At 36.3% G+C, this 6516-nt stretch carries 5 protein-coding genes and 1 pseudogene; 5 read left to right on the top strand and 1 reads right to left on the bottom strand.

Going from position 1 to position 6516, the window contains the following annotated elements; genetic code table 11:
- A pseudogene (locus tag AB3X49_RS15660) lies at positions 1–311 on the bottom strand (ABC transporter permease subunit); the annotation flags it as partial.
- A gap of 394 nt (positions 312–705) precedes the next feature.
- Between AB3X49_RS15660 and gntK the strand changes: the two are divergent.
- From gntK to AB3X49_RS15635, 5 genes are all read left to right on the top strand, one after another.
- The gene (gene gntK, locus AB3X49_RS15655) at positions 706–2244 is read left to right on the top strand and encodes a gluconokinase (RefSeq protein ID WP_215577058.1); all 1539 of its coding nucleotides are present in this window, start codon (positions 706–708) and stop codon (positions 2242–2244) included.
- Between the two features lie 14 nt (positions 2245–2258).
- Positions 2259–3608 carry a GntP family permease gene (locus tag AB3X49_RS15650; protein WP_000260210.1) on the top strand — a complete coding sequence of 450 codons (1350 nt, stop codon included), beginning with the start codon at positions 2259–2261 and terminating at the stop codon, positions 3606–3608.
- 18 nt (positions 3609–3626) lie between these two features.
- Positions 3627–4523 (top strand): phosphogluconate dehydrogenase (NAD(+)-dependent, decarboxylating), encoded by an 897-nt coding sequence (gene gnd / locus AB3X49_RS15645; protein WP_002127226.1) that lies wholly within the window; start codon positions 3627–3629, stop codon positions 4521–4523.
- A gap of 153 nt (positions 4524–4676) precedes the next feature.
- Entirely contained in the window at positions 4677–5213 is a 537-nt protein-coding gene (locus AB3X49_RS15640) for an NADPH-dependent FMN reductase (RefSeq protein ID WP_002031805.1), read from the top strand.
- Position 5214: 1 nt separating this feature from the next.
- Entirely contained in the window at positions 5215–6444 is a 1230-nt protein-coding gene (locus tag AB3X49_RS15635; RefSeq protein ID WP_367963183.1) for an MFS transporter, read from the top strand.
- Positions 6445–6516: the final 72 nt, after the last annotated feature.

Below are 6516 nucleotides of genomic sequence, written 5' to 3'. Positions count from 1 at the left end.
CTAGATGATAGAAAGAGTGCAAGCAAAAAGGCTATAAATAATACAGTAAATGAATATAGGTAGGGTTCTAAAACAGTTGGAAATAATGGTGTCTTTTTGAAATGACCAAATTTCGGGTCTGATCCTATAACTACTAATGATTCAGGGGAGAAAACCTGTTTTAACATAGTAACGATCTGATTAAAAAAATGAATTGGTTGAAAAGTGAATCCCTGTTGAGTGATAAATAAATAAGGTAAATTTAGTAATAGTAAGAGTGATAAAAGAATTGATGAAAGTTTTATTGTGAATTGAGATATTTTATATAACATTAAATCCCTCCGACATCTTTTTACAACATTATACAATAAAATTCATATTTTGTTTTGATTTTTCAGAAAAATATAAATACTATTAGATTTTATAGTATGGGACATATATTTACAAGGTAAAAAAGTGATAGTAGGAAGCCACGCCCTATGTCGATCAAGCTAAGAAAACGAGAACTTATATATTATTATCTTTAGGTGGAGGGGAAAGAATGTTTGATAAATTAAAAAGGTTATTTAAAAAAGATAAAGAGAATGATTAAGAAGATGAGAGGTACATTTTGGTTTGAAAAAAATTTTCTTTTCATAACTTGATTTACGAAAAAATATTTTATATACTAATTCATGTAAACGGTTTACTAGATCGTATTTTGCTAGAAACGAAGGGAAGGTTCGCATGGAAACAAGGGGGAGAGTAATCGGGGTTGACATCGGTACCACAAGTACGAAAACGGTTGTATTCACTGAAAAAGGAAAAGTCGTTGCTTCACATGCAATTGATTATCCAATTATTCAACCGAAGGTCGGATGGGCTGAGCAAGATCCTGATGTAATATGTGCTGCTGTATATAAAACTGTAAGCGTTGCCATTGGAAAGGGTAATGTGTCACCGGAAGATATTTCTTCTATCGGGATTAGTACAGCGATGCATGCCTTAATTGCTGTAGATGAAAACGGTGCGCCGTTAACGCGCTCTATTATTTGGGCAGATAATAGAAGCACAAAGCAATCAGAAAAACTATTACAACAAATGAATGGTCATGACATTTATAGAAGAACTGGTACACCAATTCATCCGATGTCACCACTTTCTAAATTATTGTGGATGAAAGAAGAAGAAACGGAGTTATTCAGAACTGCTCATAAATTTATTTCCATTAAAGAGTATGTCATTTATCAATTATTTTCACGCTATGTAGTTGATTATTCTATCGCATCTGCTACAGGGTTATTTAATTTAAAAACATTAAACTGGGATGAAGATGTTTTAACTATGTTAAATATGTCACCAGAACAATTATCAACACCTGTACCAACTACATATATTTTATCGGGAATGAAGCCGGAATTAGCACAAAAGATGGGTATTAGTGAGGATACTCCAGTTGTTATTGGTGCAAGTGATGGTGTTCTTGCAAATGTAGGTGTCGGTGCAATATCACCTGGCTCAGCTGCAATTACGATCGGGACAAGTGGTGCGGTTCGAACAATTTCATCGAGTGTTAATACAGATGAAAAAGGAAGAACTTTTTGTTACGCATTAACAGATGAGCACTGGGTGATCGGCGGACCAACGAATAACGGTGGAATATTACTTAGATGGTTACGTGATGAATTTGGTAGCCCAGAGCAAGAGGTAGCAAGAAAGCTTGGAATTGATCCTTATGATTTATTAATTAAGTATGCAGAAAGTGTACCAGCTGGAGCAGATGGATTACTATTTTTACCGTTTCTATCTGGAGAACGTGCACCCTACTGGAATGCAAATGCTCGAGGTACATTCTTCGGGATAAACCTTCAGCATAAACGTGAACATTTCATACGAGCAGTTATGGAAGGTGTTTGTATGAGTGTGTATTCAGTAGCACTTGCCATTCGAGATTGTACAGGGCCACTTACTGAAATACGTGTTTCAGGAGGCTTTGCGAAATCTGCATTTTGGAGACAAATGTTATCTGACATGATGGGGAAAGAATTGCTTGTTCCAGAAAGTCATGAAGCATCTGCGCTTGGGGCAGCAGCACTTGCTTTGTATGCAATCGGGAAAATTGATTCTCTTGAAGAGGTGAAGGATTGGATTGATATTGTCCATCACCATGTACCGAATAAAGAAAATACGGCTTTATATTTAGAGATGTTTTATATGTATGAACGACTTTACAATCGTTTGAAAGAAGAATTTGATTGTATAGCTGCTTTCCAACGTAAACAATAGGGGGATTGGGAGAAATGGTAGTTGGGATCGTACTAGCGGCTGTTGTTATATTACTTTTACTAATTACGGTAGTAAAATGGCATCCATTTGTCGCGTTAATTTTAACAGCAATCGGAGTTGGGCTAGCAATGGGGATGCCCTTAATTGGAACTTCACCACAACATCCGGGGATTATCGATTCTATTAAATTAGGTCTTGGTAATACGTTAGGGTTTTTAGCGATTGTTTTAGCTTTAGGAACAATGCTTGGAAAAATGATGGCTGAGTCTGGCGGTGCTGAACGAATTGCAAACACATTAATTGGACGTTTTGGGAAAAAGCGTGTTCACTGGGCAATGATGTTCGTTGCATTTTTAGTAGGGATTCCGGTGTTTTTCCAAGTTGGATTTGTACTATTAATTCCGTTAGTATTTACAATTGCGTTAGAAACAGGGGTATCACTTATTACAATCGGAATTCCGCTAGTAGCAGGTCTTTCGGTTGTACACGGACTTGTTCCACCGCATCCAGCAGCAATGGCAGCGGTAGGTATATTTAAAGCAGATGTAGGGAAGACAATTTTATATGCATTAATTGTCGGACTTCCAACTGCAATAATTTCAGGTCCGCTTTACGGGAAATGGATCGGTGCTCGTATACATAAAGAAGTACCATTAGAAATAGCGGAGCAATTTATTGAAAGAGATAAGAAGAAGGAACTTCCTAGTTTCGGAAATACATTGTTTACTATTTTACTTCCAGTATTTCTTATGCTTGGTGCATCCATTGCGGAAGTAGCGTTAAGCAAAACGAGTCAACTTGCACAAGTATTGCACTTTATTGGAGATCCAATAGTCGCATTATTAATTGCAACGATATATTCTTTCTTTAGTCTTGGCTATGCAAAAGGATTTTCTAAAGACAAAGTCTTACAATTTACAAACGATTGCTTAGGGCCGATTGCAAACATACTGTTAGTTATCGGTGCAGGGGGCGCATTTAATAAAGTGTTATTAGATTCTGGGATTGGAACTACAATTGCGGAGATGGCGAAAGAATCGCATATTTCACCGATATTATTAGGTTGGGGAATTGCTGCACTTATCCGAGTTGCAACGGGATCGGCTACTGTTTCTATGATGACAGCAGCTGGAATTGTAGCACCGATTGCAGCAAGTACACCAGGAGTAAATGTAGAGTTACTGGCACTTGCAACAGGAGCAGGGTCATTAATTTTATCGCATGTAAATGATTCAGGATTTTGGATGATTAAAGAGTATTTCGGAATGACTGTGAAAGAAACATTATTAACATGGACTGCAATGGAGACAATATTATCTGTTGTAGCACTTGGGCTAATTTCATTATTAAATATATTTGTATAGAATGGGAGATTGATTAATATGAAACTAGGTTTAATTGGATTAGGAAAAATGGGATTCCCATTAGCTGAACACTTACATGAAGACAAGCATGAAGTAGTTGTATACGATGTAAATAATGAGCTTGTTGAAAAGGCAGGGGAATTAGGGATTACTGCCCGTCATACGTTAAAAGAAATGATTGCTGAACTAGAAGCACCTCGTACAATTTGGGTAATGGTACCTGCAGGAGAAGTTGTCGAGTCAGTACTAAAAGATGTATATCCATTATTAGAGGAAGGCGATATCGTTATTGAAGGCGGAAATTCATTCTATAAGGATACGTTACGCCGTGCTGAAGAAGCGAAAAGCTTTGGCTTACATTATGTAGATATCGGTACATCAGGCGGTGTAGAAGGAGCTAGATACGGCGCTTGCTTAATGGTTGGTGGAGAAAAAGAAATTTATGATCAACTAGAACCTTTATTTAAAGATTTAGCAGTAGAAAATGGTTATTCATATGCAGGCCGCGTCGGTAGTGGGCATTTCTTAAAAATGGTTCATAACGGTATTGAATACGGAATGATGCAAGCAATCGCTGAAGGATTTGAAGTACTAGATAAAAGTGATTTTGATTTCAATTATGAAGATGTTGCAAAAGTATGGGCGAACGGATCAGTTATCCGTGGTTGGTTAATGGACTTAACTGAAAAAGCATTTGCAGATGATCCAAAACTTGATGGCATTAAAGGTGTAATGAACTCTTCAGGAGAAGGGAAATGGACTGTTGAAACTGCGCTTGAATTACAAGCAGCGGCACCAGTTATCGCTATGTCATTATTTATGCGCTACCGTTCACAAGAAGATGATACATTCCACGGAAAAGTGGTTTCTGCACTTCGTAATCAATTCGGTGGACATGAGGTTGTGAAAAAATAGGAAATATTAGTTTTGTGAAACTCATACGAAAGTATGAGTTTTTTTTATTTCTCATACTATTTAATGAAAGTTTTTCCCTCTTTTTACTGTGTTTTGTATAGAAATTTCTGATAATATATAAATATAACTTGAAAACAAAGGGGAGAAATAATTATGAAACTAGTCGTTATTAACGGTACACCAAGAAAATTCGGTAGAACTCGCGTTGTGGCAAAATATATTGCAGAGCAATTTGAAGGGGAGTTATACGATTTAGCAGTAGCGGAATTGCCTTTATATAATGGAGAAGAATCACAACGTGAATTAGAGGCAGTAAAAAAATTAAAAGCTTTAGTGAAAGCTGCGGATGGAGTAGTACTATGTACACCAGAATATCATAACGCGATGAGCGGAGCGCTGAAAAATTCGTTAGACTACTTAAGTAGCAGTGAATTCATCCATAAGCCTGTCGCATTACTAGCAGTTGCTGGAGGAGGTAAAGGGGGAATAAACGCATTAAATAGTATGCGCACTGTCGCTAGAGGCGTTTACGCAAACGCAATTCCAAAACAAGTCGTGCTTGATGGATTACATGTGCAAGATAGTGAACTTGGAGAAGATGCAAAACCATTAATTCATGATTTAGTTAAAGAATTAAAAGCATATATGAGCGTATATAAAGAGGTGAAAAAACAACTAGGAGTTGAGTGATATGTCCTCTCTTTATTATGATTCTCGCTTGTACTACATTCTAGGAGCCAATAGTTTATCTGCTATTGGCTCTGGGATTGTTATGATAACGATTCCGTGGCTATTGATTAAGGAAAGTGGGGGAGAGACAACGTTTGGGTATATTTCTATCGTTGCAACTCTCATCATGTTTTTACTAACACCATTCATTGGGCAAAGCATAGATCGTTTTTCAAGAAAATCTTTATTGTTATGTAACGAAGGTATCGGGATAGCCATTATAGGAATGATGGCTATTTGGGGATTTGCTGGGCAATCATACAATTCTATTCATTACATTATTATTTATATAGCAGGTTCTTTCTATTATCTATTATTCTATCCCACAATATTTGCATTTAACCAAGAAATATTTAAATCAGAGCATTATAAAAGTTTAAGTGGCACGATGGAAATACAAGGACAATTAACGCAAGTTATTTCAGGTGCAGCTGCTAGCTTTTTAATTGAGATTATTTCTCTGAAATGGATCTTGTTAGTGGATATGTTAACTTTTGCAGGAGCATTTTTCTTGTTCTTATGTATACCATATGTAAAGAAAAAAGAAGTAAAAGGGAAAGTAACCTTTAAGAAGCAATTGTTCGAAGGAATTCACTTTATGAAAAAGCGCCCTAAGTTATTTTGGTTTTTACTAGTGACTTATATGCCGTTTATCGGTGTCATGATGGCAAATTATTTAATCCCAGTATATATTTCAGATATACTCAAAGTTAGTGCCTCTGTATACGCAATTGAAGGTATGATGTACGGTGTCGGAGCGGTTCTTGCAGGAATAAGTATTCCAATCATGATGAAATATGTCAAAACAGAAGTTTCAATCGTTATGACGATGTTCATTTATGTAATTTCAATTACCGTAATGATTATTGAGCCTTCCATTATGTTATTATATGGACTAGCGATTTTTCATGCGATTGGAAATGCTGGAACGAGAGTGGCGAGAAATGTATTGATGATGGAAGAAATTCCAAATGAAGTAATGGGACGTGTGGACAGCTTATTTCGATTAATTGGTACAGGAATTCGAATTGTATTATTAATGTTGTTTACGGCAGGCGTATCTAAAGCAGGGGTGATGATCCCGTTTTATGTACTGAGCTGTATATTGATCCTATCATTAGGGATTGCTTTTTATTATGTAATTTCAAAACGTAAAACGGAAGCGAATGTGTCTAATAAATCAATTGTTTAAAAAATACTTCTGCCTCCTTTTCTTTTTCTATATAATAAAAAGAAAGGGAGTGTTAACTTATTTATGAACAAA

Source organism: Bacillus sp. C30 (genome assembly GCF_040838255.1).
Classification (GTDB): Bacteria; Bacillota; Bacilli; order Bacillales; family Bacillaceae_G; genus Bacillus_A; species Bacillus_A mycoides.
The sequence above is the reverse complement of the archived record's forward strand: the minus strand, read 5'-3'. Positions and strand labels throughout refer to the sequence as shown.

Bases quoted from the DNA above. Each gene is read 5' to 3' on its own strand.
- gntK (WP_215577058.1), top strand. From the start codon at position 706: ATGGAAACAAGGGGGAGAGTAATCGGGGTTGACATCGGTACCACAAGT.
- AB3X49_RS15650 (WP_000260210.1), top strand. From the start codon at position 2,259: ATGGTAGTTGGGATCGTACTAGCGGCTGTTGTTATATTACTTTTACTA.
- gnd (WP_002127226.1), top strand. From the start codon at position 3,627: ATGAAACTAGGTTTAATTGGATTAGGAAAAATGGGATTCCCATTAGCT.
- AB3X49_RS15640 (WP_002031805.1), top strand. From the start codon at position 4,677: ATGAAACTAGTCGTTATTAACGGTACACCAAGAAAATTCGGTAGAACT.
- AB3X49_RS15635 (WP_367963183.1), top strand. From the start codon at position 5,215: ATGTCCTCTCTTTATTATGATTCTCGCTTGTACTACATTCTAGGAGCC.